At 67.7% G+C, this 26566-nt stretch carries 30 protein-coding genes, 1 pseudogene and 1 riboswitch; of the genes and pseudogenes, 11 read left to right on the top strand and 20 right to left on the bottom strand.

The annotated features are described in order from the left end of the window. The 5 genes from AC07R7_RS05310 (at position 1) to AC07R7_RS05290 (ending at position 4288) form a co-directional block, all read left to right on the top strand. Positions 1 to 762 carry a F0F1 ATP synthase subunit A gene (locus AC07R7_RS05310; protein WP_494634399.1) on the top strand — a complete coding sequence of 254 codons (762 nt, stop codon included), beginning with the start codon at positions 1 to 3 and terminating at the stop codon, positions 760 to 762. Positions 763 to 809: 47 nt separating this feature from the next. Next, complete coding sequence (locus AC07R7_RS05305) at positions 810 to 1034, top strand: F0F1 ATP synthase subunit C (RefSeq protein ID WP_004615714.1); 225 nt, start codon at positions 810 to 812, stop codon at positions 1032 to 1034. Between the two features lie 125 nt (positions 1035 to 1159). Beyond that, complete coding sequence (locus AC07R7_RS05300) at positions 1160 to 1693, top strand: F0F1 ATP synthase subunit B family protein (protein WP_492837397.1); 534 nt, start codon at positions 1160 to 1162, stop codon at positions 1691 to 1693. Between the two features lie 12 nt (positions 1694 to 1705). Continuing rightward, complete coding sequence (locus AC07R7_RS05295; protein ID WP_492888119.1) at positions 1706 to 2215, top strand: F0F1 ATP synthase subunit B; 510 nt, start codon at positions 1706 to 1708, stop codon at positions 2213 to 2215. A 282-nt stretch (positions 2216 to 2497) separates the two neighbouring features. Continuing rightward, positions 2498 to 4288: a methyl-accepting chemotaxis protein gene (locus AC07R7_RS05290; RefSeq protein WP_494634398.1), complete on the top strand. Its 1791-nt coding sequence runs from the start codon at positions 2498 to 2500 to the stop codon at positions 4286 to 4288. A gap of 207 nt (positions 4289 to 4495) precedes the next feature. Here the strand turns inward: AC07R7_RS05290 and AC07R7_RS05285 are convergent, their stop codons facing one another. From AC07R7_RS05285 to AC07R7_RS05240, 10 genes are all read right to left on the bottom strand, one after another. Then, the gene (locus AC07R7_RS05285) at positions 4496 to 5152 is read right to left on the bottom strand and encodes a hypothetical protein (protein WP_492888121.1); all 657 of its coding nucleotides are present in this window, start codon (positions 5150 to 5152) and stop codon (positions 4496 to 4498) included. Between the two features lie 99 nt (positions 5153 to 5251). Continuing rightward, positions 5252 to 5695, bottom strand: coding sequence for a hypothetical protein (locus AC07R7_RS05280; RefSeq protein ID WP_492888122.1), 444 nt, complete (start codon positions 5693 to 5695; stop codon positions 5252 to 5254). Further along, positions 5692 to 6111 carry a hypothetical protein gene (locus AC07R7_RS05275; protein ID WP_494634397.1) on the bottom strand — a complete coding sequence of 140 codons (420 nt, stop codon included), beginning with the start codon at positions 6109 to 6111 and terminating at the stop codon, positions 5692 to 5694. Before AC07R7_RS05275 ends, AC07R7_RS05280 begins: the two co-directional genes overlap by 4 nt. A 133-nt stretch (positions 6112 to 6244) precedes the next feature. Further along, positions 6245 to 7822: an aminomethyl-transferring glycine dehydrogenase subunit GcvPB gene (gcvPB, locus tag AC07R7_RS05270; RefSeq protein ID WP_494634396.1), complete on the bottom strand. Its 1578-nt coding sequence runs from the start codon at positions 7820 to 7822 to the stop codon at positions 6245 to 6247. After that, on the bottom strand, positions 7819 to 9165 hold the full coding sequence (gene gcvPA, locus AC07R7_RS05265; protein WP_494634395.1) for an aminomethyl-transferring glycine dehydrogenase subunit GcvPA: 1347 nt from the start codon (positions 9163 to 9165) through the stop codon (positions 7819 to 7821). The genes gcvPB and gcvPA overlap by 4 nt, the downstream gene beginning before the upstream one ends. A gap of 70 nt (positions 9166 to 9235) precedes the next feature. Further along, positions 9236 to 9601 (bottom strand): glycine cleavage system protein GcvH, encoded by a 366-nt coding sequence (gene gcvH / locus AC07R7_RS05260; RefSeq protein ID WP_125155078.1) that lies wholly within the window; start codon positions 9599 to 9601, stop codon positions 9236 to 9238. A gap of 15 nt (positions 9602 to 9616) precedes the next feature. Further along, entirely contained in the window at positions 9617 to 10729 is a 1113-nt protein-coding gene (gcvT, locus tag AC07R7_RS05255; protein ID WP_494634394.1) for a glycine cleavage system aminomethyltransferase GcvT, read from the bottom strand. 164 nt (positions 10730 to 10893) lie between these two features. Beyond that, positions 10894 to 10984: riboswitch (glycine riboswitch) on the bottom strand. Between the two features lie 48 nt (positions 10985 to 11032). After that, on the bottom strand, positions 11033 to 13531 hold the full coding sequence (locus AC07R7_RS05250; RefSeq protein WP_494634393.1) for a zinc-dependent metalloprotease: 2499 nt from the start codon (positions 13529 to 13531) through the stop codon (positions 11033 to 11035). A gap of 82 nt (positions 13532 to 13613) precedes the next feature. Further along, positions 13614 to 15416, bottom strand: coding sequence for an arginine--tRNA ligase (gene argS, locus AC07R7_RS05245; protein WP_494634392.1), 1803 nt, complete (start codon positions 15414 to 15416; stop codon positions 13614 to 13616). Continuing rightward, a complete protein-coding gene (locus tag AC07R7_RS05240) occupies positions 15413 to 16129 on the bottom strand; it encodes a Tat pathway signal sequence domain protein (RefSeq protein ID WP_494634391.1) in 717 nt (238 codons plus the stop codon). The genes argS and AC07R7_RS05240 overlap by 4 nt, the downstream gene beginning before the upstream one ends. Before the next feature lie 167 nt (positions 16130 to 16296). On the opposite strand from AC07R7_RS05240, the gene ispH reads away from it, so the two are divergent. Continuing rightward, positions 16297 to 17244: a 4-hydroxy-3-methylbut-2-enyl diphosphate reductase gene (ispH, locus tag AC07R7_RS05235; RefSeq protein WP_494634849.1), complete on the top strand. Its 948-nt coding sequence runs from the start codon at positions 16297 to 16299 to the stop codon at positions 17242 to 17244. Here ispH and AC07R7_RS05230 read toward each other — a convergent pair. Further along, the gene (locus AC07R7_RS05230; RefSeq protein ID WP_494634390.1) at positions 17241 to 17627 is read right to left on the bottom strand and encodes a type II toxin-antitoxin system death-on-curing family toxin; all 387 of its coding nucleotides are present in this window, start codon (positions 17625 to 17627) and stop codon (positions 17241 to 17243) included. The two genes, ispH and AC07R7_RS05230, sit on opposite strands and share 4 nt — an antisense overlap. Next, positions 17624 to 17851, bottom strand: a complete 228-nt coding sequence (locus AC07R7_RS05225; protein ID WP_494634389.1) for an AbrB/MazE/SpoVT family DNA-binding domain-containing protein — start codon at positions 17849 to 17851, stop codon at positions 17624 to 17626. The genes AC07R7_RS05230 and AC07R7_RS05225 overlap by 4 nt, the downstream gene beginning before the upstream one ends. 79 nt (positions 17852 to 17930) lie before the next feature. On the opposite strand from AC07R7_RS05225, the gene thrB reads away from it, so the two are divergent. After that, positions 17931 to 18884, top strand: a complete 954-nt coding sequence (thrB, locus tag AC07R7_RS05220) for a homoserine kinase (protein ID WP_494634388.1) — start codon at positions 17931 to 17933, stop codon at positions 18882 to 18884. Next, complete coding sequence (gene rnhA, locus AC07R7_RS05215) at positions 18881 to 19330, top strand: ribonuclease HI (RefSeq protein ID WP_492888131.1); 450 nt, start codon at positions 18881 to 18883, stop codon at positions 19328 to 19330. Before thrB ends, rnhA begins: the two co-directional genes overlap by 4 nt. On the opposite strand, the gene AC07R7_RS05210 is transcribed toward rnhA, so the two are convergent. Then, positions 19327 to 19746, bottom strand: coding sequence for a rhodanese-like domain-containing protein (locus tag AC07R7_RS05210; RefSeq protein WP_494634387.1), 420 nt, complete (start codon positions 19744 to 19746; stop codon positions 19327 to 19329). The two genes, rnhA and AC07R7_RS05210, sit on opposite strands and share 4 nt — an antisense overlap. 87 nt (positions 19747 to 19833) lie before the next feature. On the opposite strand from AC07R7_RS05210, the gene ftrA reads away from it, so the two are divergent. Beyond that, positions 19834 to 20793: a transcriptional regulator FtrA gene (gene ftrA, locus AC07R7_RS05205; protein WP_494634386.1), complete on the top strand. Its 960-nt coding sequence runs from the start codon at positions 19834 to 19836 to the stop codon at positions 20791 to 20793. Between the two features lie 12 nt (positions 20794 to 20805). On the opposite strand, the gene AC07R7_RS05200 is transcribed toward ftrA, so the two are convergent. Further along, positions 20806 to 21207 (bottom strand): winged helix-turn-helix transcriptional regulator, encoded by a 402-nt coding sequence (locus AC07R7_RS05200; RefSeq protein WP_494634385.1) that lies wholly within the window; start codon positions 21205 to 21207, stop codon positions 20806 to 20808. Between the two features lie 79 nt (positions 21208 to 21286). Between AC07R7_RS05200 and AC07R7_RS05195 the strand changes: the two genes are divergently transcribed. Next, positions 21287 to 22132 carry an SDR family oxidoreductase gene (locus AC07R7_RS05195; RefSeq protein ID WP_494634384.1) on the top strand — a complete coding sequence of 282 codons (846 nt, stop codon included), beginning with the start codon at positions 21287 to 21289 and terminating at the stop codon, positions 22130 to 22132. 79 nt (positions 22133 to 22211) lie between these two features. Then, positions 22212 to 22655 (top strand): recombinase family protein, encoded by a 444-nt coding sequence (locus tag AC07R7_RS05190; RefSeq protein ID WP_494634383.1) that lies wholly within the window; start codon positions 22212 to 22214, stop codon positions 22653 to 22655. Between the two features lie 15 nt (positions 22656 to 22670). On the opposite strand, the pseudogene AC07R7_RS05185 reads toward AC07R7_RS05190, so the two are convergent. The 6 genes and pseudogenes from AC07R7_RS05185 to AC07R7_RS05160 form a co-directional block, all read right to left on the bottom strand. Continuing rightward, a pseudogene (locus AC07R7_RS05185) lies at positions 22671 to 22802 on the bottom strand (hypothetical protein); the annotation flags it as partial. Continuing rightward, entirely contained in the window at positions 22799 to 23560 is a 762-nt protein-coding gene (locus tag AC07R7_RS05180; protein ID WP_494634382.1) for an ABC transporter permease, read from the bottom strand. The pseudogene AC07R7_RS05185 and the gene AC07R7_RS05180, both read right to left, overlap by 4 nt. Next, complete coding sequence (locus AC07R7_RS05175) at positions 23557 to 24483, bottom strand: ABC transporter ATP-binding protein (protein ID WP_494634381.1); 927 nt, start codon at positions 24481 to 24483, stop codon at positions 23557 to 23559. Before AC07R7_RS05175 ends, AC07R7_RS05180 begins: the two co-directional genes overlap by 4 nt. Positions 24484 to 24610: 127 nt before the next feature. Next, a complete protein-coding gene (locus AC07R7_RS05170; protein ID WP_494634380.1) occupies positions 24611 to 25072 on the bottom strand; it encodes an NfeD family protein in 462 nt (153 codons plus the stop codon). A gap of 3 nt (positions 25073 to 25075) precedes the next feature. Next, a complete protein-coding gene (locus tag AC07R7_RS05165) occupies positions 25076 to 26011 on the bottom strand; it encodes an SPFH domain-containing protein (RefSeq protein ID WP_395445904.1) in 936 nt (311 codons plus the stop codon). An 86-nt stretch (positions 26012 to 26097) separates the two neighbouring features. Beyond that, positions 26098 to 26538, bottom strand: coding sequence for a TIGR02301 family protein (locus tag AC07R7_RS05160; protein ID WP_494634379.1), 441 nt, complete (start codon positions 26536 to 26538; stop codon positions 26098 to 26100). Positions 26539 to 26566: the final 28 nt, after the last annotated feature.

Below are 26566 nucleotides of genomic sequence, written 5' to 3'. Positions count from 1 at the left end.
ATGGCCGATCCGATGCACCAGTTCCAGATCCAGAAGATCGTGGAACTGCCCACCGTGACCGTTCCCGGCCTCGGCGCTATCGACCTGTCGATCACGAACTCGGTGTTCGCGATGATGCTGGCGGCGCTGCTGGTCATCACGTTCTACAGCCTGGCGGCGCGCAAGGCCGTCATCCCGGGCCGCCTACAGTCGGTGGGCGAGATGCTCTACGGACTGGTCGACGGGCTCGCGGAGTCGATCATCGGCCACGACGGCAAGAAGTTCCTGCCCTTCATCTTCACGCTGTTCGCCTTCGTGCTGTTCATGAACATTCAGGGCATGTTCCTGGTGTTCACCGCCACGTCGCAGCTGGCCGTGACCCTGACGCTGGGCCTGATGGTCATCCTGACCGTGGTCGCCGTCGGCTTCGCCAAGAACGGCCTGAAGTTCTTCAAGCTGTTCGCCCCGTCGGGCGTGCCGTGGCCGCTGTATTTCCTGCTGGTGCCGATCGAGATCCTGTCGTTCCTGATCCGCCCCATCACCCTGGGCCTTCGTCTGTTCGGCAACATGCTGGGCGGCCACGTGGTGCTGAAGATCTTCGCCGGCTTCGTGATCGCCCTGGGCGGTCTCGGCGCCCTGGGCTGGGCCGGTTCGGCCCTGGCCTTGACCTCGGTCGTCGCCCTGACGGCCCTCGAGTTCATGGTGGCCTTCCTGCAGGCCTTCGTGTTCGCGGTGCTCGCCTGCGTCTACATCAACGACGTCGTGCACCTCGACAGCCACTGATCAACCTTTAGTCTTTCCAACAAATACCCTTCCAAGGAGTCTCTATCATGGACGCTGCTGCAGCTAAGTACATCGGCGCTGGCCTGGCCATGCTCGGCATGATCGGCGCGGGCGTTGGCCTGGGCGTGATGTTCGGCAACTACTTCCAAGGCGCCCTGCGCAACCCGACGGCCGCCGCTCAAGAGCGCCCGATGCTGTTCCTGGGCATGGCCCTGACGGAAGCCCTGGGCATCTTCGCCCTGGTCATCGCCTTCCTGATCCTGTTCTCGTAATCCGACCCTGGAGCGCGGCGCTTCAACGGAAGCGACGCGCTCCATGCTTTTGTTTTCTCGCGCTTCCTGGAGCGGGCCGGATCACGGTCCGCTCCAAGCGCACTAGCTGAGAGGCGCCTTCGCCCATGGCGACGGAACATCACGGCACGGTCGAGACGACTGAAGCCCCCAAGCACGAAAGCGGCGGCCTTCCGCAGCTGCAGTTCGAGCACTGGGGTGGTCAGATCGTCTGGCTGCTGCTCATCTTCGCCGTCCTCTACGCGGTGCTGTCGAAGGGCCTGCTGCCCCGCGTCAGCGGCGCGATCGACGAGCGCGGCGCCAAGATCGCCGGCGACATCGCCGACGCCCGTCGCCTGAAGGACGAGGCGGAAGCCCAGGCCCGCGCGGCCGCCGCCGAAGTGGCCGAGGCGCGCGCCAAGGCCCAGAAGACCGCGGCGGACGCCAAGGCCAAGGCTTCGGCCGAAGCCGCCGAGCGTCAGGCCAAGGAAGAGGCCGTCCTGGCCGAGAAGCTGGCCGCGGCCGAGGCTTCGATCCAGGCCGCCCGCGACACGGCCATGAGCCATGTCCGCGAAGTGGCTCAGGAGACGGCCGGCGCGATCGTCGAGAAGCTGACCGGCAAGGTGGCCACCGCCGCCGAGCTGAAGTCGGCCCTGGCCTAAGGAGCGCTGACGATGGAACACGAATCCCTGTTCAGCCTCTCGAACCCCGAATTCTGGGTTCTGGTCGCCCTGGTGATCTTCTTCGGCCTGCTGGTCTATCTGAAGGTCCTGCCGGGCGCGCTGTTCGGCGCCCTGGACGGCTACGCCGCCAAGATCAAGGCCGAGCTCGACGAAGCCCAGCACCTGCGTGAAGAGGCCCAGGCCCTGCTCGCGGACGTCAAGGCCCAGCGCGAGGAAGCCGAACGCCAAGCCGTCGCGATGATGGACGCCGCCAAGGCCGACGCCAAGCGGATGGCCGAGGAAGCCAAGGAAAAGCTCGAGGAGCAGATCAAGCGCCGCGCCGAAATGGCCGAACGCAAGATCGCCCAGGCCGAGGCGCAAGCCGCCGCCGACGTGAAGGCCGCCGCGGTCGATCTGGCCGCGCAAGCCGCCGAGACCGTCCTGGCCGCCCGCCTCGCCGGTTCGACCAACGACGGCCTGGTCGACGCCGCGATCCGCCAGATGGGCGCCAAGCTGCAATAGCGGCTAGCGACATCGGACAAGACAAGAGGGCGCGGATCGCAAGGTCCGCGCCCTTTCTTCTGGGCGCCTTCGAAAGCGGACCCGGCAGGCGTTTGAGGAGAGGGGGAAGCCGGCTTCACTCCCGGTCCCGCGAAAGCTCCGTCTCGCATCACGAAGCAGGCATAGGGATTTTCAAGGACGCGGACCTTAAGCACACGCGGCTAACTGACGCGGACAGCCCAAGCCGAGGTCTCCGTTAACGCCGTCCATGAGCACTATCGCCGTTGATCAGCGAGGTTCGACATGTTTGGCTCCCTAAAGATCGCCCACAAGCTCGTGGCGGCCTTCACCGTGCTGGTGACCTTGGTGGCTTTGGTGTGCGTTCTGGTCCTGACCGGCGAGCAAACCATCAAGGCCAGGGCGGCCGAGGATCACCGCGACCTGACGCGCGACAGCCTGATGGCCAAAGCCAACGACGCCCTTGTCGAACAACAGAACGCCGTCCGCGGCTATCTGGCGACCAACGATCCGTCATTCCTCAAGCGCTACAACGGCTTCAAGGCCGACTATGCGGCGGCTCTCGATGTCCTTCTCGCCGAGCCCACCGACGACGGCGACAAGGACCGTCTGACGCGCTTCGCCTCGGCCGTTCAAACCTTCTCGGGCCAGACCGATCTCCAGATCGCCCAGGGCGGAGATCCGACAAAACTAGAGGCCGCCCGCGCATCATTGCTGACCGCAGGACGTCTCACCGCCGTCCGCAAGGTTGGCAAGGAGATCGCCGAACACTCCGAGGCCGCGCGGAAACAGCGCGAGGCCTCGCTGTCGGCGCTATATCGTTGGGCTGAAATCGGCCTGGGCGTTGTCGGCGTGCTGACGATCGGCCTTGCCTGCGCCATGGGTTGGCTTCTAACCCGGGCGATCGCCAACCCTGTCCGCGATATGACCGCCACGATGCGGAGCCTGGCGGCCGGCGACAACACCGTCGAAGTGCCCGCGGTCGGACGAAGCGATGAGATCGGGCAAATGGCCGATGCGGTGCTGGCCTTCAAGCAATCGGCGATCGACAAGCTGAAGGTGGAGCATAGGGCGGAGGATCAGCGCCAGGCGGCCGAACGCGACCGCGTGATCCATGACGCCGAGCGCGCCGCCCACGCCCGCGAACAGGCCATCGTGGTGGAACATTTGGGCGTGGCGCTGGATCGCCTCGCGGCTGGCGACCTCACCTATCAGATCCAGACCGGATTTCCCGCCACCGCCGCCAAATTGAAGGAGGATTTCAACGCCGCCATTCAGCACCTCAACATCGCCATGGCGGCCATCGACGGCGGCGCGCGTAGCATCCTTGGCGGCTCGTCGGAGATCAGCAAGGCCGCCGATCAGCTGGCCCAGCGCACCGAACGCCAGGCCGCGAGCATCGAAGAAACCGCCGCCGCGCTTGAAGAACTGCTGGCGACGGTCCGCCGCTCGGCCGACGGCGCCGCCTCGGCCAGGACTCAGGTCCAGACCGCGCGCGACGACGCCGAGCGCGGCGGCGCGATCGTCGCCGAGGCGGTGATCGCCATGAGCGCCATCGAAAAGTCGTCGCACGAAATCGAGCAAATCCTCAGCGTCATCGACGAGATCGCCTTCCAGACCAATCTCTTAGCCCTGAACGCTGGGGTGGAGGCGGCTCGGGCCGGTGACGCCGGACGTGGCTTCGCCGTCGTCGCGCAGGAAGTGCGGGCCCTGGCCCAGCGCTCCGCAGAAGCGGCCAGAGCGATCAAGGGCCTGATGCTGGCCAGTTCCGGTCATGTGGAGAACGGCGTGCTGCTCGTCAACCAGACGGGCGAGGCGCTCCAGCGCATCGTCGGGGGCGTCCGACAATCGGCCCAGGTCATGGAGCAGATCGCCGCCGCGGCTCAGGAGCAGTCGCAGGGATTGGGCGAGGTCAATATTGCCGTCAACCAGATGGATCAAGTCACCCAACAGAACGCCGCGATGGTCGAGGAATCAACCGCCGCCAGCCGCTCGCTGGCCGACGAGGCGCATGAACTGACACGCCGCGTGGGGCACTTCACAATCGACGCCGACGCCGCGCGCTTAGCGGCTTAGAACCCCCCTCCGCGCGGCAGCCTGGCCCCGAGATGAAAGGCGCCGACGGGCGGATCTTCCAAGGCCGCCTTTGCCCAGAAGCGAGCGCCATTCATCAGCAACGCCAAGATCCGGCGCGGGTGGGGAACAGCTATCGGCACCGGCCGGATACCGGACCTCGGATCACGCTTTCGGACGAAGTGTCGGTCCTGGCGTGAAAAACGGACGTCAGGCCCGGCTTTCAGCGCCGGGGCGGATGGGATGCAGGCCGTACCAGATGACGAAGCCGATCATCATCGCCATACCGACAGCGGATGGCAGAACCTGGCTCAGCGGCTGCCACTCGGCCAGCAGATTGCCCACCCCGGCTGAAAGCATGGCGAAGTAGAAGCCGATCATCTTCACGCCGTGATCCAGAGGACGGACCCAGCGATACCAGGCCCCGACCCACAGCGACCGGCTTAGATCATAGGCCGTCATCGTCAGCAGATAGCCGATGGTCGTGTAGCCAATGGCCGGGGTCCAGGACGCCGTGCCTCGCCCCATCTGGAAAGCCACGAGCAGAGCCATCCCCACGCCCAGGGTCGACAGCAGGGTGTCCGGCAGGCGTGGCCCGCGCCGGTTGAGCGACAAGGTCCGCAAGCCGCTGAGATACTGATACCCGGCCGTGAGGGTCGCGGCGACCAGCGGCGCCGGCGGTCGAAACAGGATCACCGCCAGCACCGCGCTGGACAGGACCACAAGACCCAATCCCGCGGTGGCGCGCCCCGACCAGCGATGCAGCGGACCGCCTTTGCGGCAGAACAACGGTATGAGACCGATGAGCAGGGCCAGCGCCCCGGTCGAGACGTGGGCGGCGATGTTCAACGTGTGCGCGTCGGTCATGCCAAGACTATGTTGAGGCGGAGCCCACCATAGCAAGCAAATAGGATGAGGCCGGCCTCGCTCCAACGTCCAACTTGGCCCGAAAGCCGACGCCCGTCCCTAGGCCGTCTTCGCCATCTTCCGCGCGACGTACTTCTTCACGCGCTTGCGGGTCTTCTTCAGCAGGCGCCAGCGGGCGCGGCGCAGGACCATCTTCTCGGTACGGAGCATCTGCTGCCAGACGACCAGCAGCACTTCGGGCTCGCGGCGCATCAGGCGGCGGATCGGGAAGACCAGCTTGGGGTGGCGCTTCTGCCAGCGGATGAAGGTCTTTCGCGCGGCGAACGAGTAGCGCAGCACGATCATCAGCCCGATGACCAGCAGCGGCAGGCCCAGGTGCCCCGGCAGCGGCGTCAGCACCGCTCCGGCCAGGATCACCAGCGTGCCGAAGCCGATGGCGATCCAGCGGAAAGTGCGGGCGGCGGACTCGCGCAGCAGCAGGGCCAGCCGCGCGCGGCGGCGGACCTTGTGCTTAATATCGTCAATCGTGGCGACCGCGCTCACCTTTGGCTGCGCTTCACGGCGCGCTGCTTGAGGGACTTGCGCCAGCGAACGGCCACCCGCCACCTGCGCGGCACGATCAGGCGCTCGACGCGCAGGGCCTGCTGCCAGGCCACCAGCACGACTTCCGGCTCGCGGCGCAGCAGGCGGCGCAGCGGGAAGATCAGCTTGGGGTGGGCGTGCTGGAAGCGGACGAACTGCTTGCGGGCCTTGAACGAATTGCGCAGCACCAGCATCAGGCCGACCACGGTCAGCGGCAGCCCCATGGGGCCGGGCAGCGGCGCGATCAGTATGCCGCCGATGACCAGCAGCATACCCAGTGTCACCAGAATGACGCGCAGAAAACGCGCGACGAGCTCGCGGGCGAGGTCATCGGCGGTGCGTTGGGCGCGCGGCATGGTGAGTGCGAAAGCAGTCATGGGAGGACGAAACGGGCTTGCGCGCCGCTTGCTCCCTGGAAAAGCCAGTCAGCCCGGATGCGCCCCCCCGATATGTGGAGACAACAGGGCGCCGTAAAGGCGCCCTGCCGTCGCAAGGGGGGTATGGAATTTGCTATTCAGCGGCTAGTGGCGCCGCGGCCACAGGTTTCCACCTCAACCGGGGCTTGCGGGCCGCCAGGGTCTCATCGAGGCGGCGGAGCGGAGCGTGGAACGGCGCGCCCTTGAAGCGCTCCGTATCGCCCGCCTTGGCCGCGCCGGCGAGCAGGCGAAGCGCCTCGATGAAGCGATCCAGCTCCTGCTTGCTCTCGGTTTCGGTCGGCTCGATCAGCATGGCGCCGTGGACGACCAGCGGGAAGTACATGGTCATCGGGTGGAAGCCTTCGTCGATCATCGCCTTGGCGAAGTCGAGCGTGGTCACCCCGGTGCCTTCCAGCCAGCTGTCGTCGAACAGGGCCTCGTGCATGCACGGACCATCCGGGAAGGCCGGGCTCATCACGTCCTTCAGGCGGGCCTTGATGTAGTTGGCGTTGAGAACGGCGTCCTCGGCCACCTGCCGCAGGCCGTCGGCCCCGTGGCTGAGCATGTAGGCGTAGGCGCGGACATACATGCCCATCTGGCCGTGGAAGGCGCTCATGCGGCCAAGGGCGGTCTTGGCCCCCTCTTCGCCGGCGTGCTCGACCAGGGTGAAGCCGTCGTGGCCGTGGACCAGCCAGGGCGTCGGCGCGAAGGGCGCCAAAGCCTCCGACAGCACCACAGGACCAGCGCCCGGACCGCCGCCGCCGTGGGGCGTCGAGAAGGTCTTGTGCAGGTTGATGTGCATGGCGTCGACGCCCAGGTCGCCAGGACGAACCCGGCCGACGATGGCGTTGAAATTAGCGCCGTCGCAATAGAAGTAGGCTCCGGCCGCGTGGGTCAGCCGGGCGATCTCGACGACGTCGCGCTCGAACAGGCCGCAGGTATTGGGGTTGGTGACCATGATCGCCGCGACGTGGTCGCCGAGCTTGGACTCCAGGTCCGCCATGTCCACCCGGCCGTCTTCCGTCTGGGCGATCTCGACGACAGTGTAGCCGACGAAGGCCGCCGTGGCCGGGTTGGTGCCGTGGGCGCTGGTCGGAGCCAGCACCGTCTTGCGGTGGCCCTGACCGTTGGCTTCGTGGGCCGCGCGGATGGCCAGCATGCCGCACATCTCGCCGTGGGCGCCGGCCTTCGGCGTCAGGGCCACGGCCGGCATGCCGGTCAGGGTCTTCAGCCAGTGGGCCAGACGGTCCATCAGCTGCAGGGCGCCCTGCACGGTCGACTGCGGCTGCAGCGGGTGAATGTCCGAGAAGCCCGGCAGCCGCGCCATCTTCTCGTTCAGGCGCGGGTTGTGCTTCATCGTGCACGAGCCCAGCGGATACAGCGCCAGGTCGATGGCATGGTTCTTCTGGGAAAGGCGCACGTAGTGGCGGACGGCTTCGGGCTCCGACAGGCCCGGCAGGCCGATGGGCTCGGCGCGCAGCAGGCCGGCCAGGTCGCTCGACGGGGCGGCGGCTTCCGGCAGGTCGACGCCGGTCTTGTTCCAGCCGTCCAGTTCGAAGATCAGGGCCTCGTCCTGAAGGAGACCACGACCGCCGGTCAGGGTCTCGTGGCCGGTGGCGGCGTCGTTCGCGGTTTCGGGACGCGTGGGGCGGCCGACGTTGTTCATGCTCATTGGGCCACCGCCTTGGTGAGGATCTTGGCGAAGAAGGGGATGTCGATATCGAGCGTGGTCTCGGTGGCCGCGACCAGCAGCACGTCGTTCAGGCCCGCGTCCGCGTCGAGGCGCGAGAACGGCACGCCGGCGATGACGCCATGGCCGGCCAGGGTCTCGACGACCTCGGCCGCATCCTTCGGCAGCTTGATCGCGAACTCGTTGAAAAAGCGCGGGGTCAGAATCTCGACGCCCGGCACGGCCTTCAGGGCGTCGCGCAGGGCGACCGCCTTCTGGTGGTTCAGGGCGGCAAGCTGGCGCAGGCCAGTCTCGCCCAGCAGGCTCATGTGGATCGAGAAGGCCAGGGCGCAGAGACCGCTGTTGGTGCAGATGTTCGAAGTGGCCTTGTCGCGGCGGATATGTTGCTCGCGGGTCGACAGGGTCAGAACGAAACCGCGCTTGCCATCGGCGTCGACGGTCTCGCCGCACAGGCGGCCCGGCATCTGGCGGACGAACTTCTCCTTGCAGGCGAAGAGGCCGACATAGGGGCCGCCGAAGTTCAGGCCGTTGCCGATCGACTGGCCCTCGGCCACGGCGATGTCGGCGCCCATCTCGCCGGGCGACTTCAGCAGGCCATACGAGACCGCCTCGGTGGTCACCACGATCAGCAGCGCGCCGGCCGCCTGGACGGCCTCGGCGATCCGGGTCACGTCGGTGACCGTGCCGAACACGTTCGGGGTCTGGACGACGACGCAGGCGGTGTCGGCGTCGATGGCGGCGATCACGGCGTCCTCGGCGTCGATGGCCGGAGCCATCGCCTGAGTCATGACGCCGGCCGCGTGGGCCAGGGTCTCGATGGTCTCGACATAGTGCGGATGGACACCGCCCGACATCACCGCCTTGTTCCGGCGGGTGACGCGCTGGGCCATCATCACCGCCTCGGCCGCGCCGGTCGAACCGTCATAGAGCGAAGCGTTGGCCACCTCCATGCCGGTCAGGGCCGCGACCTGGCTCTGGAATTCGAACAGCACCTGCAACGTGCCCTGGGCGATTTCCGGCTGATAGGGCGTGTAGCTGGTCAGGAATTCCGACCGCTGGATGATGTGGTCGACCGTGGCGGGCACGTGGTGGCGATAGGCGCCGGCCCCGCAGAAGAACGGTCCCTCCCCCGCCGAGCGGTTGCGACGAGCCAGGCCGGCCATCTCGCGCTCGACCTCGATCTCGCCGGCGTGCAGCGGCAGGTCGACGGTTCCGGAACGCTGGGCCGAGGCCGGCACGTCGATGAACAGGTCGTCGATCGACTTGACGCCGATCGCGCCGAGCATCTCGACGCGGTCTTCGGGGGTCAGGGGGAGGTAACGCATCTTTCGGTCCTTCTCCCTTCCCCCTCAATGGGGGAAGGGGCGGGGATGGGGGGTGTCTACGGCGGTGGAGCTAGAGCGTGCTCAGGAACGCTTCGTACGCGTCGCGGTCCATCAGGGCGTCGACCTCGGCCGGGTTGCTCAGCTTGATCTTGGCGAACCAGCCGCCGCTTTCCGGCAGGGCGTTGACGGTTTCCGGCGCATCGCCCAGCTCGGCATTGCCTTCGACGACCTCGCCCGACACCGGGGCGTAGACGTCGGAGGCGGCCTTGACGCTTTCGACGACGGCCAGTTGCTCGCCCTGCTTGACGACCTTGCCGGCCTCGGGCGTCTCGACGAACACCACGTCGCCCAGCTGCTCGGCGGCGTAGGCGGTGATCCCGACGGTGGCCACGTCGCCCTGGACGATGACCCATTCATGATCTTTGGTGAAACGCATTGCCTGGGCCCTTGATTAGAGTTTGCGGACGTAACGGTTGGCGACGAACGGGGTGGCGACCACTTCAGCGGCGGCGGCCTTTCCACGAACGATGACCTTGAGCTTCGTCCCCACGGCCGCATAGGCCGGCGGGGCGAAACCGATGGCGATGGGGAAGCCCAGGCTGGGGGCGAAGCCGCCGCTGGTCACCTTGCCGATGACATTGCCCGCTTCGTCGGCGATCTCGGCGCCTTCGCGGGCCGGCGCGCCTTCCAGCACCTTCAGATTGACGCGGACGCGCGACAGCTCGCCGGCCAGTTCCTTGGCGATCCGGGCCGCGCCCAGATAGTCGCCAGCCTCGCGGCGCGACTTGCCGACCGCGAAGTTCAGACCGGCCTCGATTGGCGAGACCGTCTCGTCCAGGTCATGGCCGTACAGCGGCAGGCCCGCTTCCAGGCGCAGGCTGTCGCGCGCGCCCAGGCCGATCGGCTTGACGCGCTCGTCGGCCAGCAGGGTGTTCCAGATGCGCTCGGCGGCGTCGGCCGGGACCGAGATCTCGTAGCCGTCCTCGCCCGTATAGCCCGAGCGAGAGATGATCGCGTCGACGCCGAAGGCGGTCAGGGCCAGCGTGTCCATGAACACCATGCCGGCGGCTTCCGGAACATGAGCGGCCAGGACGGCGGCGGCCTGCGGACCTTGCAGCGCCAGCAGCGCGCGGTCCTCCAGGCGGGTCACCGTGGCCTCGCCGGCCAGGGCCTCGGCGATGATCTTGTAGTCGTTGTCCTTACAGGCGCCATTGACCACCACGAACAGGCCGTCGTTGTCGGGGCGCGCCGTCATCAGGTCGTCGATGATCCCGCCCTCGGCGTTCAGCAGCACGCCATAGCGTTGCTTGCCGGCCTTCAGGCCCTGGTAGTCGGCCGAGACCACCTTCTCGAAGCTCTTGGCCGGGTTCTTACCGCGCAGGCGCGCCTGGCCCATGTGCGAGACGTCGAACAGGCCGGCGTGCTCGCGGGTCCAGAGGTGCTCCTTCAGCACCCCGTCCTTGTACTGCACCGGCATCGAGTAGCCGGCGAACGGCACCATGCGCGCGCCAAGCGCCACGTGGGCCTCGTACAACGGGGTCTTCTTGAGGTCTTGATCGGACACTGGACAGGCTCCAAGCGGGGTCGGCGACGGGACCGGCGTCCGCCGGCAAGTCGCCCCCGCTGTCCCTTGGACCTGAGAGATTCCGGCCTCGCCCCTCTGCCGGACGGGTTTGGCCTTGCTCCTTCGGCGAGCCGCCCTTTCGGGAGGCCTCTTTCCAGCGTTCCTAAACCCGCGCGGTCCTTTTGCCTGAGCGTTTCCGGGGCGGTTGCGCCTTCGGCCTCGGGAGCGAATCCCGATGTCTCCCGCGAGGGTCTTCGGGGTGATGCGGGAGGCGGCCGTGCGAGTCAAGCACGGCCTGCCACGTCAGAGGCCGATGCCCCCAAACCAGTCGTCCTCGCCGATCGGCGGGCCGGGCGGGATGACGACCTTGGCCTTGCCTTCCTCGATCAGCCCGGCCAGGCGGTCGCCGCTTTCATCGGTGACGACACCAGCCAGGGCGCGAGCCTGGGCGCGGTCGGCGGCGTCGCTTGCGGTCACGGCCTTGAGGCCCTTGCCCCAGTCGGCCAGACGCGCGCGGATCACGGTGGCCGCGGTCGGGGACAGGTCCTTGTCGCCCAAGGCGTTGGCCAGGTTGACCACCATCCTCTGGCGGACGCGACGCGCCAGCTCGGCTTGGCGGCCCGTCGCCTTGCCATCGAAGGCGGCGAAGGCCAGGGCCTTGTCCAACAGCCCCTCGACACCCGGCTGGGCCGGATCGCGGCGCTTGGCCTCCATGAGACGGTTCAGGCGCGCCGGCGCGAACAGGTCGCCCCAGACGAGGTCGGCGGCGACGTCGGCGGTCGCGGGGAGGTCGAAGACCGGCCCCTGGCCGAAGGTCTCGACATCATTGGCCTTGTCGGCGCCCTGCGACTGGCCCGAGGTCAGGACATCCAGGGTCTTGTCGGAGAGGTCCAGCGCGGCGGGCGCCAGCGTCCTCAGCAGCGCGTCGATGGCGGCGGCCTGGCGGGCGGGCGGAACGATCTTGCTGGCCTCCCGGCCATCGCCCTCGGCGGCGTAGGTGAAGTCGACGCCGCCGACCAGCTTGGCCGTCGCGTCGACCTGATAGCGATGGAAGATGTAGATCGGCACGATCACGCGGCGCAGATCGGCCACCGACCCGCCCTTGGGCAGGTTGGCCAGGCCGAAACGGTCCAGCGCGATCTTGCGCACGGCCATCAGATGGTCGAGCTCGACGACGGGGTCGGAACCGTTGTCCCAGACCGCGCCGACCGGATGCGGCGTGTCCTGCCCGCGCGCATCGTCGTCGGAGACATAGCGCAGGCCGTCGGCCTGGCTCTTGTCGGCCTTGGCCTTCAGCCAGGCCTTCTCGTCGACGCCGGCCGGGGCGACGCCATACAGCCAGTCGATCACGAACTTGTCCCAGGCGCCGATCCCGCGCCCATAGGCGTCGGAGAAGTCCAGCTGGCCGCCCTTGATGGCGATCCTCGGGGCCGGATAGTCCATCACCGAGGCGCGGTCGCCATAGGTGCTGGCGGCGAAGTTGTGCTGCAGGCCGATCGAGTGGCCGATCTCGTGCGGCGACAGCTGGCGGATGCGGGCCAGCGAGATCTCGATCGGATCGTTGGGGCCGCCCTTGCCAGTGGCCGCCGCGCCTTCCAGTCCCTCGAAGATCAGCCGGTCCTGGCGGACGCGCTGCGAGCCCAGCAGCACGTCGCCCTTAATGATCTCCCCCGTGCGCGGGTCGACCACCGCGTGGCCATACGACCAGCCGCGCGTCTGGCGGTGCACCCAGTTGACGACGCTGTAGCGAGCGTCCAGCGGGCTGACGCCCTCGGGCAGCAGCTCGACCTTGAAGGCGTCGATGAAACCGGCGGCCTCGAAGGCCTGGTTCCACCAGCGGCCGCCCTCGATCAGCGCCGAGCGCACCGGCTCGGGCGCCGCGCGGTCGACATAGAACACGATCGGCTTCTTGACCGGCGAGCGGGCGGCGGTCGGATCGGTCTTCTCCAGCCGGAAGCGATGGACCAGCCGATAGACCAGCGGCTCGCCCAGCGGCGCGGAATAGTCGGCCACGGTGTGGTCGATCACGCCCACGCGCGGATCGTTCTGGCGCGGCTGATAGCCCGGCTCGGGCAGGGCCACGAACGAGTGGTGCAGGGCCAGGGTCACGTTGCGCGGGTCGGGGACGATGCCGCGAACCTCCGAACCCGGATCGTCGCCGACAAAGGTCTCGACCGCCTCCAGCTCGACGTTCAGCGGGAAGACGTTCACCGCGCCGGTGTCGGCGTAGGACAGGCCGTCGTTCAGACGGAAGTCGCCCTGCTTGCCGCGCTTCAGCGTCTTGGCGACGCCCTGGGCGTCACGGGTGAGGAAGCTGGTCACATCGACCAGAAGGCCCCCGTCCGGACTTTCAGCCTCGATGGCGTTCGACCAGACGCTGGAGACCGGGAACGAGTCGGCCACCGCCTTCTGCTCGTCGACCGAACCCCGCGCGGCCGAGAAGCCCCAGTTCTCGAACTGGGCGATGACCTTGCCGCCCACGCGGTGGAAGGCGATGATCTGGGTGTCGCCCGGCGCCGAGCGGTCCAGACCCGTCGGGTTCGAGCCCAGACCCGACCGCAGATAGGTCTGGTAGATATAGCGCCCCGCGATCCCGTCCGCGCCCGGCTTGGGCAGCAGCACCAGGATCTTGCCGTCCTTCTTGTCGACGAACACCGGCAGGAGGCCGTCCTTGCGTTCGAGGCCGGCGGTGGCGTCGGCGTACTTGTCGGTTTTGGGCTTGGCCTTCTCGGCGAAGGCCGGCGCGGCGATCGCGCTGACGCAGGCGCTCGCCATCAACATGGCGACCACGGACTTGTTCATAACCCCTCCCGACACACGCAAGTGCGGCCGGGACTGTCGTGCGCCCTCGCGGCGATTGCAACCGCCGCGAGGGGCTCGAACCCTACATCCGTTCCGGCGCTTCGATGCCGAGCAGGTCGAGGGCCAGCACCAATTGGCGCAGGGTGGTCTCGGCCAGGCTCAGGCGCGAGGCGCGCAGTTCCTCGGTGTCGGCGCTGACGATCGGGCAGGCCGCGTAGAACTTCGAGAACGACTGAGCCAGCTTGTAGGCATGCTCGGCCACGAAGTTGGGGGCTTTCTTGTCATAGGCCTCCTGAAGGGCGCCCTCGAAGGCGTCCAGCAGCATGGCCAGGTCCCGTTCGGCAGGCTCGCGGATCACGATGCGACCGGCGACGGCGCCGGCCTCGGCGGCGCGGCGCAGCACGCTCTTGATACGCACCGACTGGTACAGCAGGTACGGACCGGTCTTGCCCTCGAAGCTGGTGAAGCGGTCGAGGTCGAAGACGTAGGAGGTGCCGCGGAAGTTCTGCAGGTCGGCGAACTTCAGGGCCGCGACGCCGACCTTGTGGGCGGTGTCCTCGAACTGCTCTTCGGTCAGCTCGGCGCCGAGGCCGGCTTCGCGCAGGCGCTCGCGGGCCTTTTCGCGGGCCATCTCGATCAGGTCGTGCAGCTTCAGGACGCCGCCGGCGCGGGTCTTGAAGGGCTTGCCGTCCGCACCGTTCATGGTGCCGAAGCCGATGTGCTCCAGCGAGCCCTCGGCGGCGTAGCCGGCCAGGTAGGCGGCGCGGAACACGGTCTCGAAATGCAGGGCCTGGCGCTGGTCCACGCAGTAGAGGATCAGGTGGGGGTCGAACGACTTGCGGCGGTCCAGGATCGTCGCCAGGTCGGTCGTGCCGTACATGGCCGAGCCTTCCGACGACACCACCAACAGCGGCGGCACGTCCTGCTTGTCGCCCTCGCGGGCCACGCGGACGATGCGGGCGCCCTGGTCGTCGACCAGCAGGCCCTTGTCCTCCAGCTGGCGGACCATCGGCTCGATCAGGTCGTTGACGTCGCTCTCGCCCTTCCAAAGGTCGAAGTCGACGCCCAGGGCGTGGAACTCGCGCTCCAGGGCCACGCGGCTGACATTGACGAAGTGACGCCACAGCAGGCGATAGCCGAAGCGGCCGTTCTGCAGCTCGGCGGTGGCCTTGCGGGCGCGCTCCTTGAACGCCGGATCTTCCTTCTGGCGCACCGAGGCGGCCGGATAGATGCGGTCGAGGTCGGCCAGGGTGATGCGGCTCTCGAACTCGGCCATCACCTTGGCCTCGTCGGCGGCGCTGAAGCCGCGCGGAGCCTCGGGAAGCTTCTGCATCAGGGCGTTGATGAACGCGTCCTCGTCCATGATGGCGCTGATCAGCAGGCCCATCTGGAAGCCCCAGTCGCCGAAGTGGGCGTCGCCCACCACGTCATCGCCGCGGAAGCGGTACAGCCGCTTGACCGACTCGCCGATGATCGAGGCGCGCAGGTGGCCCACATGCATCGGCTTGGCGACGTTCGGGCCGGCATAGTCGACCAGCACCCGGCGCGGGGTTTCCAGCAGCTGAGCGCCGGCGCGATCGTCGGAAGCGATCTCGCGGGCGCGGGCCGACAGGGCCTCGTCGCTGACGCGCATGTTGATGAAGCCGACTCCGGCGATCTCGACCGAGGCCAGGCGCGGGTCGCCCTTCAGGATATCGACGACCTGCACGGCGATCTCGCGCGGATTGCGCTTGGCGCTCTTGGCGGCCGCGAGGGCGCCGTTGCACTGGAAATCAGCCAGGTCGGGACGGTCGGAGGCGGTGACGCGTCCGAATTCGGGAGGCAGTCCGGCGGCCTGGAAAGCGGCCGCGGCCGCCTCGCTCAGGGACCGCTTCAAATCGTTCATTGCTTGGTGGTGTTCCCTGCTTGCCCAGCTTGCTGAGCCTGTGCGGCCTGACCGGCATTGACGCGGAAGCGCTTGCCGTCACGGTTGAAGGCGGCCATTTCCGGGGTCACGTCGAAGCCCAACAGGACCTCGAAGTTGCTGCCGCTGACCTTGTCGTCGGCGCGCGGAATGGTGATCTGCTCGATCGTGTCGGTGGCGTATACGCGATCCTTGCCGGGCGCGAAGGTCACCGGCAGGTCGAAATATTCCTTGGCGATCACGGACTGGTTCCGCTCGGTGACGGCGACCCAGTAGCGATAGACGTGCTTGTCGCCCTCGGCCTGCGGGCCGCGGCCCAGCTGGAACAGGGCTTCGATGCGGATCCTGATCGGCTCGTTGGCCTTGTAGGCGCAGCCCGACGAGATGCTCTGGATCTCGCCCGTGAAGCCGGCCTGGTTGGCGGCTTCCTTGCCGTCCTTGAACTCGACATAACGGCTGGCGTCGTACAGCACCTTCACATAGGGGCACGGGCCGGCGTTGCGCAGCTGCTGCAGCGGCGCCTTGGGCTGGTTCCACTCCTCGTCGCGCTTCTTCTTCTTCGCGGCGCCGCTGTCATCGTCGGGGCCGCCGCCCTGGCCGCCGCCGGGCCCCATCTGCGCATGAACAGTCGTCGCCGTCGCGACGAACGAGACGGCCATCATGGCGCTGAGGGCGAGCGGAAGAATGCGGCGCATGAAACGTCCGGTTCGAGAAAAAGAAGAGCCAAGCGGGACCATGCAGCCCCTTCGGCGTCATGCAGCCTGATAAAGGCATATGCGTGACGTCGCAACGACGCAGACTCCTGGCGCCGGACCATCCGAACGACTAGTTTCCGCGCATGAACGCCCATACGCCCGCCCCCATGCCGGTTCGTCGCCCGATCTCGCTCGTGCTGGCCAGCCCGCGCGGCTTCTGCGCTGGCGTGGACCGCGCCATCCAGATCGTCGAACGCGCCGTCGAGAAGTTCGGCGCGCCGGTCTATGTGCGCCACGAGATCGTCCACAACCGCCACGTGGTCGACCGACTGAAGGCCCTGGGCGCGGTGTTCATCGAGGAACTGTCCGAGGCCCCCGACGACCGCCCCGTGGTGTTTTCGGCCCACGGCGTGCCCAAATCGGTGCCGGCCGAGGCCCAATCGCGTCAGATGATCTATCTGGACGCCACCTGCCCGCTGGTCTCCAAGGTCCACGTCGAGGCCCAGAAACACTATGACGCCGGCCGCGAGATCGTGCTGATCGGCCACGCCGGCCACCCGGAAGTCATCGGCACCATGGGCCAGCTGCCCGAGGGCTCGGTCACCCTGATCGAGGACATCAAGGACGCCGCCGCCTGGGAGCCCAAGGACGCCGCCAACGTGGCCTTCCTGACCCAGACCACCCTGTCGGTCGACGACACGGCGGACATGGTGGCCCTGCTGCGCGAGCGCTTCCCCGGGATCGCCGCTCCGCACAAGGAAGACATCTGTTACGCCACCACCAACCGCCAGGACGCGGTCAAACACCTGGCCGAGCAGTCGGAACTGGTGCTGGTGGTCGGCTCGAAGAACTCCTCGAATTCGGTGCGCCTGAAGGAAGTCGGCCTGAAGGCCGGCGCCACCGCCGCCCATCTGATCGACGACGCCAACGGCATCGACTGGACCTGGTTCGACGGCGTCTCGCGCGTGGGCCTGACCGCCGGCGCCTCGGCCCCGGAAGACCTGGTGCAGGGCGTCATCGACGCCATCTCGGCGCGCTTCGACACCACCGTCGAGGAACTGGTCGAGGCCCGCGAAACCATCACGTTCAAGCTGCCGAGGCTGCTGACGGCTTAGACGACGCGCGTTCGGAGCCAGGCGGTCAGAGCCAGAATGTCGAGCTCACCGGCCGCTAGCCTGTAGATCGTGCGCGCCGCCTCCGCCTGATCGGTCTTCAGCCTCAATCCGTTCAGGCGCAGAAACAACGCCATCGCGTGAAAGGCCGCACGCTTGTTGCCGTCGGCGAACGGATGGTTGCCCGAGATCTCGACGGCATAGGTGGCGGCAAGCTCGGCTATGTCCGTCACACCCTCGTAGTGAAAGCGGTTCTTCGGCCTCTCCAACGCCGATTGCAGCAAGCCATGATCGCGCACGCCCGACGGGCCGCCGTGCAGCGCGAGGCTTCGCTCATGCAGGACTTTCAGGGCTTCGACGTGAACCCAAACGGGCTCAAGGTTCACTTGGCTAGCGCGCGGAAGGTATCGCGATACTCATCCATGATCTCTTCGCCCAGTTCGATCTGACGAGCGACCTCGGGGTCATATGGCGAGATCTGCAGAACGCCGCCGGGAGCATCGGTCAGATAGACGACATCACCCTTCTCAACGCCGAGCTTGACCAAAGCCTCCTTGGGCAGAACTACACCCACCGAGTTTCCGATCTGGGTCAGTTTAAGAGCGATCATCAAGCGGCTCCACGTTCTTACGAACGTTATACTTCAACGCCCCCTTGACCGCCAGCCCCTCGTCCCGCATCCCGACACCATGGCCGTCTATACCGACATCACCGACGCTGAACTCGAAGCCTTCCTGGCGGGCTACGACCTGGGCTTGCCCCTGGCCTTCAAGGGCATCGCTGAGGGGGTGGAGAACTCCAACTTCCTGCTGGAGACCGAGAAGGGTCGCTATATCCTGACCGTCTACGAGCGGCGGGTGAAGGCCGACGATCTGCCCTATTTCCTGAACCTGCTGACCTGGCTGGCCGACAGGGGCTATCCCAGCGCCCGGCCGATCCCGGACCGCAAGGGCGCCACCCTGGCGACCTTGCGCGGCAAGCCGGCCGCCATCGTCGAGTTCCTGCCCGGCCTGTCGGTGCGCAAGCCGACCGTCGCCCACTGCCGCGAGGCGGGCGAGGGCCTGGCCTGGCTGCATCTGGCCGGCGAGGGCTATCCCGGCCGCCGCGCCAACGACCTGGGCCAGAGCGCCTGGTCGCCGCTGTTTTCCAAGCACCGCAAGGCCGCCGAGGACCTCAAGCCCGGCCTGTCGGCGACCATCGACAGCGACCTGGCGCAGCTGGCCCTGATGTGGCCGCGCAACCTGCCGTCGGGCGTGATCCACGCCGACTACTTCCCGGACAACGTCTTCTTCGAGTCGAACGGCAAGTTCGCCGCGGCGATCGACTTCTACTTCGCCTGCGAGGACGCTTACGCCTACGACGTGGCCGTCACCCTGAACGCCTGGTGCTTCGAACCCGACGGCAGCTTCAACATCACCGCCGCCAAGGCCTTGCTGAACGGCTATGAGCGCCGCCGGCCGCTGAGCCCGGCCGAGAAGGAAGCCCTGCCGATCCTGGCGCGTGGCGCGGCCATCCGCTTCTTCCTGACCCGCCTGGCCGACTGGGGTTCGACGCCCGCCGGCGCCCTCGTAAAGCCCAAGGACCCGCTGGAGTACGAGCGCAAGCTGGCCGTCCACCGCGAAGGCCTCGTGCTGTTCGCATGACGCCCAAGGTCACGATCTATACCGACGGGGCCTGCAAGGGGAATCCCGGCCCGGGCGGCTGGGGCGCCATCCTGTTCTATGGCGACAAGAAGAAAGAGATCTGCGGCGGCGAGCCGGCGACCACCAACAACCGCATGGAGTTGATGGCCGCCATCCAGGCGCTGGAGCTGCTGAACCGCCCCTGCAAGGTCGAGCTGCATACCGACAGCCAGTACGTGATGAAGGGCATCCAGGAGTGGATCCGCGGCTGGAAGGCGCGCGGCTGGAAGACCGCCGACAAGAGCCCGGTCAAGAACGACGACCTCTGGAAGCGCCTCGACGCCGCCCGCGAACGGCACGATGTCGACTGGCGCTGGGTCAAGGGTCACGCCGGCCATCCGCTGAACGAACGCGCCGACGCCCTGGCCAACGAAGGCCTGCGCCAGGCCAATCCGAGGGTCTTCTAGGCCTCGAGAACGCCCGGCTCCTCGCCGCTCACGAACGGCAGGCCTTCGTCCTCCCAACCCGTGATCCCGCCGAGCATCAGCTTCACCGGTCGGCCCAACCGGGCCAGCTTCAGCGCCGCGCGATCGGCGCCGTTGCAGTGCGGGCCAGCGCAATAGACGACGAACAGGGTGTCGGCGGGCCATTGCGCCATCCGCTCGGCCGTCATGTCGGCGTGGCGCAGGTGGATCGCGCCCGGCACGTGACCGCGGGCATAGGCCTGCGGCGAGCCGACGACATGCAGCAGGACGAAATCGACCTCACCCGCCTGCAGGGCGGCGGCGACGTCGGCGCAATCGGTCTCCAGCGACAGCCGCGCGGCGAAGTGGTCGGCGGCGACGGCAGACGGGGCGGCGGGAATCTCGGACACGAAGCTCATGGCGCTCTCCAGGTTTGGACGCCCCTAGACTTGCCGCGCGGACCGCGCCCGCGTTAGCTGGCGAGATCGACATCGACCGTAAAGATCATGCCAAACGCTCAGCCTCTCGTCGTGGTCCTCGCCTATGACGGCCTCTGCACCTTCGAATATGGCGTGGCGGTCGAGCTGTTCGCCTTGCCGCGTCCGGAGATGGGCGCCGACTGGTACCGCTTCGCCACCGCCGCCGTGGAGCCGGGCGACCTGCGCGGCCTGGGCGGCGTGCGGATCGTCGGCGACGGCGGACTGGAACTACTGAGCGAGGCCAGCGTCATCGTCGCCCCGGGCTGGCGGGGGATCGATCATCCCGCGCCCACGCCACTGATCGAGGCGCTGCGAAAGGCCCACGCCAGGGGCGCGCGGCTGATGTCGATCTGCTCGGGGGTGTTCGTGCTGGCGACCACGGGTCTGCTGGACGGACGCCGGGCCACCACCCACTGGCGCTATGCCGACGCCTTGCGCCAGCGCTATCCGGCGATCGCAGTCCAGCCCGACGTGCTCTATGTCGACGAAGGCGACCTCCTGACCTCGGCCGGCAGCGCGGCGGGCATCGATCTTGGCCTGCACCTGATCCGCCGCGACTTCGGACCCGAGGCCGCCAACACCGTCGCCCGGCGCCTGGTCGTGCCACCGCATCGCGACGGCGGCCAGGCCCAGTTCGTCGCGCGGCCCGTGCCCGTGGCGCATGAGGCCTCGCGGCTTTCGCCGATCCTCGACCGGATGCGCGCCGATCTCGCCGGCGACCATACGATCAAGGCCCTGGCCGGCGCGGCGGGGATGAGCGAGCGGACCTTCCTGCGCCGCTTCGAGGCCGCCACCGGCGAGACCCCGGCCCGCTGGCTGCTGGCCGAACGGCTGAACCGGGCGCGGGATCTGCTGGAGACCTCGCCGGCCGGGATCGAGCAGGTCGCCGAGGCCGTAGGCCTGGGCGCGCCGGCCCTGCGCCATCACTTCCGGCGCCAGTTCTCGACCACGCCCGGCGCGTACCGGGCGCGGTTCGCCAGAGCCTGATGGAAAGAGCGCTTAGATAACTGGCGCGTCCTCTGGCTCGCCGACCAGGATCCGGTCGAGATTGAGCTCGATCCAGTCGGCCAAGCCGCGCACCTTCTCGGCGACCTCCAGGCCCAGGGGCGTCAGGCTGTACTCCACATGCGGCGGCACGACCTGGTAGGCCACGCGGCGCACGAAGCCGTCGCCTTCCATCTGCTGCAGGGTCTGGGCCAGCATCCGCTCGCTGACCCCGCCGATGCCCCGGCGCAGTTCGCTGAAACGATGTGTCCCCGTCTCCAGGGCCATCAGCACCAGCACGCCCCAGCGGCTGGTCACGTGCTGCAGCACCGCGCGCGACGGACAGTCGGGCGCCATCAGGTCGCCGCGCATCAGCTTCTCCGAGAGCGGCGCGGGAGGGGGCGAAGTTTCTTTCATGCTTACATTCATGTGGGTACTTACGAAAAGTAAGCAAGGCGCCCAGATCGAGACCGTCATACCCATTGGGAGAACGATCATGACCATCGCCATCACCGGCGCCACCGGCCAGTTGGGCCGCCTCGTCGTCGAAAGCCTCAAGGCGCGCGTCCCGGCCGGCGAGATTCTCGCCCTGGTCCGCGATCCGGCCAAGGCCGCCGACCTGGGCGTGGCCGCCCGCGCCGCCGACTACACCAAAGCCCAGACCCTGGGGCCGGCGCTCGAAGGCGTCGACACCCTGCTGCTGATCTCCGGCAATGAGGTCGGCCAGCGTCTGCCGCAGCACCGCGCCGTCATCGAGGCCGCGCAGGCGGCCGGCGTGAAGCGGATCGCCTATACCAGCATCCTGCGCGCCGACACGTCGCCGCTGGTCCTGGCCGACGAGCACAAGGCCACCGAGGCGCTGCTCAAGGCTTCGGGTGTCGCCTACACCCTGCTGCGCAACGGCTGGTACGCCGAGAACTATGCCGGCGCCATCCACGGCGCCGTCGCGTCGGGGGCGCTGATCGGCAGCGCCGGCCAGGGCAGGATCTCGGCCGCCGCCCGCGCGGACTACGCCGAGGCCGCCGCCGTCGTGCTGGCGACCGATGGCCACGAGAACAAGACCTACGAACTGGCCGGCGACACCGCCTTCACAATGGCCGAGCTGGCCGCCGAGATCTCGACCAAGGCCGGCAAGACCATTCCCTACAACGACCTGCCCGAGGCCGAGTACGCCAAGATTCTGGAAGGCCTGGGCCTGCCCGCCGCCTTCGCCGCGATCCTGGCCCAGTCGGACGTCGGCGCGTCGCAAGGCGGCCTGTTCGACGACGGCCATCAGCTGTCGGGCCTGATCGGCCGCCCGACCACGCCGATCTCGGCCCTTGTTGCCAATCTCGTCTCCTAGGGGGCTTGCTGGCTTAAGAAGCTGTGGGCGGTCCCGGAAAGTCCTCGCCAAGGCTCTCCGGGTTTGCCAAGCCGACGCGATGAACCGCGTCGGCTACTACCGCCTGCCGCCCGTCAGGGGCGTCTTCTTCAGCCCGGTCCAGGAGGAGCGCCTGCTGCTCCTGGGCTGCCAGGAGGTGTTCAGCGACCGGTGCCTGACCAACGCCATCATCCGCCCCGGCCTCGACAAGGCCTTGGCGGCCCTGGCGCCCGGCGGAACCCTGGCGGTGCTCAGCCTGCACGCCCTGGCCGGCACGACGACGGACCTGCTGGAGGCGGTGCTGAAGCTGAAGGCCCGCGGCCTGCATCTGATCGTGGCCCAGCCCGCGATCGACACCAACGCCGATCCCGGCTTCTTCGCCACCTGCGAGACCCTGACGGCCTTCAACGCCGAACGCGCCATGGTCAGAGCCGCCGAGGCGGCCCTGGTGAGCAAGGGCGGCGGCGCGCAGGGGCTTAAAGCCGGCGCGGCGGAGACCGACTGAACGGCGCCATTTCTTGTCATCCCGGAAGCCTCGCAGAGGCTGTCCGGGACCCAGGGGTCGACGCAAAGCGGTTGCCCCTGGGTCCTGGCTCTACGCTTCGCTTCGGCCGGGATGACAAGAGAGGAGTACAGCGCCGAGGCCGATCACACCTTCAGCCGGTAGCCCGTCTTGAAGATCCAGCCCACCGCCGTCAGGCAGATGACCAGGAACACGCCGGTCATGGCCAGGCTGACGCCGACGCCGACGTCCGACTGGCCGTAGAAGCTCCAGCGGAAACCGCTGATCAGATAGACCACCGGGTTGAACAGGGTGACCTTCTGCCAGACCTCCGGCAGCATCTTGATCGAGTAGAAGCTGCCGCCCAGGAAGGTCAGCGGCGTCACGATCAGGGCGGGCACGATCTGCAGCTTCTGGAAATTGTCGGCCCAGACCCCGATGATGAAGCCGAACAGGCTGAAGGTGATCGAGGTCAAGACGAGGAACAGCAGCATCACGAACGGGTGGGCGATCTCGAACGGCACGAAGATCCGGGCGGTGGCCAGGATCAGCAGGCCCAGGCAGATCGACTTGGTGGCGGCGGCGCCGACATAGCCGGTGACGGCCTCGAACCAGGCCACCGGGGCCGAGAGCAGCTCATAGATCGTGCCGGCCCACTTGGGCATGTAGATGCCGAACGAGGCGTTGGAGATGCTCTCGCTGAGCAGCGACAGCATGATCAGGCCGGGGATGATGAAGGCGCCGTAGCTGACGCCGTCGATCGACTGCATGCGCGAGCCGATCGCCGAGCCGAACACCACGAAATACAGCGAGGTCGAGATGACCGGCGCCAGGATGCTCTGCAGCAGGGTGCGGAACCACCGCGCCATCTCGAAGCGGTAGATGGCCTTGATCGCGAAGAGGTTCATTGCGGGGCCCTCACCAGGCTGACGAAGATGTCTTCCAGAGAGCTCTGGTCGGTCTTGAGGTCCTTGAAGTCGACCCCGTGCTCGGCGAGCCGCTTCAGCAGATCGGCGATGCCGGTGTCGTCGGCCTGGGCGTCGAAGGTGTAGACGAGGTCTGCGCCGTCATTGATCAGGCTGAGCGAAGCGTCGTCCAGGCCGGCCGGTAGGGTGGTCAGCGGCTCGCGCAGGTGCACGGTCAGCTGCTTCTTGCCCAGCTTGCGCATCAGCACGGTCTTGTCTTCGACCAGGATGATCTCGCCCTTGTTGATCACCCCGATCCGGTCGGCCATCTCCTCGGCCTCCTCGATATAGTGGGTGGTCAGGATGATGGTGACGCCGCTCTCGCGCAGCTGGCGGACCATCTCCCACATGTCGCGGCGCAGCTCGACGTCGACGCCGGCGGTGGGCTCGTCCAGAAACAGGATGGTCGGCTCGTGGCTCAGCGCCTTGGCGATCATCACCCGGCGCTTCATGCCGCCCGACAGCGCCATGATCTTGCTGTCCTTCTTGTCCCACAGGGACAGATCGCGAAGGATCTTCTCGATCAGTGCGTCATTGCGCGGCTTGCCGAACAGGCCGCGCGAGAAACTGACCGTGGCCCAGACCGTCTCGAAGGCGTCGGTGTGCAGTTCCTGTGGCACCAGGCCGATCTTGGTTCGGGCGGCGCGATAGTCCTTCACCACGTCGTGGCCGTCGGCCAGGACGACGCCCAGGCTGGGATTGACGATGCCGCAGATGATGCTGATCAGGGTGGTCTTGCCGGCCCCGTTCGGGCCCAGGAGGGCGAAGATCTCGCCCCTCTCGATGTCCAGGTTGATCGTCTTGAGGGCCTGATGGCCAGACGCATAGGTCTTGGTCAGACCCTTCACCGATATGATTGAAGTCACGCCGTCTCCCCTAAACGCGACGGTTCAGCGTCGCGCATGCCCTGCAAGGTGGCTGATGCGGGGCTCAAATGGTGTCGCCGTCGGCGGATAACAGGGGCAGACGCCGCGTTCTGTCAGCAGGTTTCCGTCAGGTCGGAATCTTGCGGACCTTCAGCACCGCGCCATTGAGGCCGATGACCACGACCTCCTGGCTGATGGCGGGGATCGGCTCCTCGGTCTCGGCCGCCCAGTCCTTGCCGTCGACGAACACCCGGCCGCGGCCTTGCTCAAAGGTCGACAGCACCTGGCCGCGCTGGCCGATCAGCCGTTTCAGTGGGTCGTTGAGGTCCGGCCCCGTCGGCTCCAGCACCGGCCGCAGGAAGCGGCGGGCCAGATAGGTCGAGGCGATGGTCAGGACGGCGAACAGGCCGATCTCGAGCACAGCGCCCGGATGCAAGGCCTGGGCGACCAGGCCTATGACGAAGGCGCTGGCCGCCGGCCACAGGAGCCAGCCCGTCCCGGTCGAGACCTCGATGGCCAGGCAAAGGGCCGCGACGGCCAGCCACAGCCAGAACGGTTGCAGAGCGTAGAAGCCGGCGATCGCGCCCATGACCTAGGCTCCGCGCTTGGCGGGCGGCGGGCTGGTCGGCGCCGCGGTCGATGCGCTCCGCGACGGCGGCGGGGCCTTGGGGGTATCGGCGCCCAGGCTCTTGATCAGCTCGGCGACGCCCGCGACGGTCCCGGTCAGGCCCGAGAAGTCGGCCGGCACGATCACCGTCTTCTGCTGCGGGCTGCGGGCCAGCTCGCCGAAGGCTTCGACGTACTTCTGGGCGATGAAGTAGTTGATGGCGTTGACGTCACCCTTGGAGATGGCCTCGGAGACGAAGGCCGTCGCCTTGGCCTCGGCCTCGGCTTCCCGCTCGCGGGCCTCGGCGTCGCGGAAGGCGGCCTCGCGGCGGCCCTCGGCCTGCAGGATGGCGGACTGCTTCTGGCCCTCGGCGCGGGCGATCTGGGACTGCTTCTCGCCCTCGGCCTCGGTGATCACCGCGCGCTTCTCGCGCTCGGCCTTCATCTGGCGGGCCATGGCGTTGGTGATGTCCGGCGGCGGCGTCAGGTCCTTGATCTCGATCCGCGCCACCTTGACGCCCCACGGGCCGGTGGCGTGGTCGATGGTCGAGAGCAGCCTGGTGTTGATCGCGTCGCGCTGGCTCAACACCTCGTCCAGCTCCATCGAGCCGACGACCGTGCGCAGGTTGGTCTGGGCCAGCTGGGTGATGGCGTACATCAGATTGTCCACCCGATAGGCGGCCGCGGCGGCGTCCATCACCTGAATGAAGACGATGGCGTCGACCTTCACCGACACGTTATCCTTGGTGATGACCTCCTGCTGGGGGACGTCCAGCACCTGCTCCATCATGTTCACCTTGCGCCCGATCGTCTCGACGAAGGGAGTCAGGATGCTGATGCCGGGCTTCAGGGTCCGGGTGTAGCGGCCGAACCGTTCGACGGTGAATTCGCGCCCCTGCGGCACGATCTTGATGACGCTCATCACCAGCACGAAGGCCAGAACCAGCAGGACGATTACGACGATGGACGTGCCCAAGAGCGACGCTCCTCTACAAACCTGGGTAGAGGTTAGCGCGCTCCTTCGCCGTCCGCCATGGAATCCGGCGCGGGCGGCGGAGGCGCGGGGCGCATCGACTGCGAGAGCTTGTGGGCCAGGACCTGGCCCTTGCGGGCGGCGGCCTGCTCGGCCTTGCGGCTGGCGTCGTCGCAGATCGGATATTCGCTGCGACGCGAGGCGAAGCCGGTGTTGAACCGCTCGCGCATCTGGGCGTCGAAGGCCTGGTCGGCCTGCTCCACCTCGGTCAGGCGAACCATGCGCGAGCGCCAGTACTGGTCGTCGACGCCCTCGCAGGCCTGGCGCAGGGCGTGGCTCTCGCCCAGCGTATAGGCCAGGTCCAGCAGACGCTGACGCTCGTCGGCGGCCCGTTCCTGACCGAACGCCTTGGGGGCCAGGACCGGCGAAACGACGAGGGCGCCGAGGAGGACGCCGATAAGGAACGGACGCGACATGAGCCTGTTATCGCCAAACCGCGCCCGC

The sequence above is a fragment of the Caulobacter sp. GW821-FHT05F04 genome (genome assembly GCF_059419665.1).
The sequence above is the reverse complement of the archived record's forward strand: the minus strand, read 5'-3'. Positions and strand labels throughout refer to the sequence as shown.

Coding starts and splice junctions, on each gene's coding strand:
- AC07R7_RS05190 (WP_494634383.1), top strand. CDS start 22,212: ATGAACCGCGTCGGCTACTACCGCCTGCCGCCCGTCAGGGGCGTCTTC.
- AC07R7_RS05165 (WP_395445904.1), bottom strand. CDS start 26,011: ATGAGCGTCATCAAGATCGTGCCGCAGGGGCGCGAATTCACCGTCGAA.
- AC07R7_RS05295 (WP_492888119.1), top strand. CDS start 1,706: ATGGAACACGAATCCCTGTTCAGCCTCTCGAACCCCGAATTCTGGGTT.
- AC07R7_RS05195 (WP_494634384.1), top strand. CDS start 21,287: ATGACCATCGCCATCACCGGCGCCACCGGCCAGTTGGGCCGCCTCGTC.
- argS (WP_494634392.1), bottom strand. CDS start 15,416: ATGAACGATTTGAAGCGGTCCCTGAGCGAGGCGGCCGCGGCCGCTTTC.
- gcvH (WP_125155078.1), bottom strand. CDS start 9,601: ATGCGTTTCACCAAAGATCATGAATGGGTCATCGTCCAGGGCGACGTG.
- AC07R7_RS05225 (WP_494634389.1), bottom strand. CDS start 17,851: ATGATCGCTCTTAAACTGACCCAGATCGGAAACTCGGTGGGTGTAGTT.
- AC07R7_RS05300 (WP_492837397.1), top strand. CDS start 1,160: ATGGCGACGGAACATCACGGCACGGTCGAGACGACTGAAGCCCCCAAG.
- AC07R7_RS05310 (WP_494634399.1), top strand. CDS start 1: ATGGCCGATCCGATGCACCAGTTCCAGATCCAGAAGATCGTGGAACTG.
- ispH (WP_494634849.1), top strand. CDS start 16,297: ATGCCGGTTCGTCGCCCGATCTCGCTCGTGCTGGCCAGCCCGCGCGGC.
- AC07R7_RS05275 (WP_494634397.1), bottom strand. CDS start 6,111: ATGACTGCTTTCGCACTCACCATGCCGCGCGCCCAACGCACCGCCGAT.
- AC07R7_RS05250 (WP_494634393.1), bottom strand. CDS start 13,531: ATGAACAAGTCCGTGGTCGCCATGTTGATGGCGAGCGCCTGCGTCAGC.
- AC07R7_RS05180 (WP_494634382.1), bottom strand. CDS start 23,560: ATGAACCTCTTCGCGATCAAGGCCATCTACCGCTTCGAGATGGCGCGG.
- gcvPB (WP_494634396.1), bottom strand. CDS start 7,822: ATGAGCATGAACAACGTCGGCCGCCCCACGCGTCCCGAAACCGCGAAC.
- AC07R7_RS05240 (WP_494634391.1), bottom strand. CDS start 16,129: ATGCGCCGCATTCTTCCGCTCGCCCTCAGCGCCATGATGGCCGTCTCG.
- gcvPA (WP_494634395.1), bottom strand. CDS start 9,165: ATGCGTTACCTCCCCCTGACCCCCGAAGACCGCGTCGAGATGCTCGGC.
- rnhA (WP_492888131.1), top strand. CDS start 18,881: ATGACGCCCAAGGTCACGATCTATACCGACGGGGCCTGCAAGGGGAAT.
- AC07R7_RS05210 (WP_494634387.1), bottom strand. CDS start 19,746: ATGAGCTTCGTGTCCGAGATTCCCGCCGCCCCGTCTGCCGTCGCCGCC.
- AC07R7_RS05285 (WP_492888121.1), bottom strand. CDS start 5,152: ATGACCGACGCGCACACGTTGAACATCGCCGCCCACGTCTCGACCGGG.
- AC07R7_RS05305 (WP_004615714.1), top strand. CDS start 810: ATGGACGCTGCTGCAGCTAAGTACATCGGCGCTGGCCTGGCCATGCTC.
- thrB (WP_494634388.1), top strand. CDS start 17,931: ATGGCCGTCTATACCGACATCACCGACGCTGAACTCGAAGCCTTCCTG.
- AC07R7_RS05170 (WP_494634380.1), bottom strand. CDS start 25,072: ATGGGCGCGATCGCCGGCTTCTACGCTCTGCAACCGTTCTGGCTGTGG.
- AC07R7_RS05160 (WP_494634379.1), bottom strand. CDS start 26,538: ATGTCGCGTCCGTTCCTTATCGGCGTCCTCCTCGGCGCCCTCGTCGTT.
- AC07R7_RS05200 (WP_494634385.1), bottom strand. CDS start 21,207: ATGAAAGAAACTTCGCCCCCTCCCGCGCCGCTCTCGGAGAAGCTGATG.
- ftrA (WP_494634386.1), top strand. CDS start 19,834: ATGCCAAACGCTCAGCCTCTCGTCGTGGTCCTCGCCTATGACGGCCTC.
- AC07R7_RS05290 (WP_494634398.1), top strand. CDS start 2,498: ATGTTTGGCTCCCTAAAGATCGCCCACAAGCTCGTGGCGGCCTTCACC.